General features: G+C 58.0%; 1 protein-coding gene. It reads right to left on the bottom strand.

The features are described from left to right. Positions 1-345, bottom strand: a 345-nt coding sequence (locus tag M2R48_RS21355; RefSeq protein ID WP_262087635.1) for a tyrosinase family protein, incomplete at its 3' end; no start/stop codon positions are given. Between the last annotated feature and the right edge of the window lie 22 nt (positions 346-367).

The following is a 367-nucleotide window of genomic DNA, read 5'->3' as shown; positions in this document are numbered from 1 at the left end:
GGTCCAGGGATTAATCACATCATCATAGTTGTGGCCCGGCGGACCGTCCTGCATGGGGCAATAGTGCGGGGCCAGGTCCGGCTCATCCAGGCGCTTCTGCGCCTGCCAGTCCGCCCAGATCTTGTCGATGAAACAGTGATGCAGGAAGAACACCGGGTCATCCGGTGAGGTCATGGGCAACATATTGCCGCCAATCCACAAATGCACACGGTTATGCAGCTGCGAACCGGAGGTTTTGACAGCAGGATCGCCGCGCTGGGTGATCCAGCCTTCCAGGCGGTTTCTGAAACCGCGGATGAAAGGGCTCGAGTTGTAATTGGGTTCGTCATACAGGCTTTCGTTCATCGCCACTCGCAGGTCGTCCTCG

Origin of the sequence: Acinetobacter sp. I-MWF (assembly GCF_025433935.1) — a bacterium.
GTDB classification, from domain to species: Bacteria; Pseudomonadota; Gammaproteobacteria; order Pseudomonadales; family Moraxellaceae; genus Acinetobacter; species Acinetobacter guillouiae.
The sequence above is the reverse complement of the archived record's forward strand: the minus strand, read 5'-3'. Positions and strand labels throughout refer to the sequence as shown.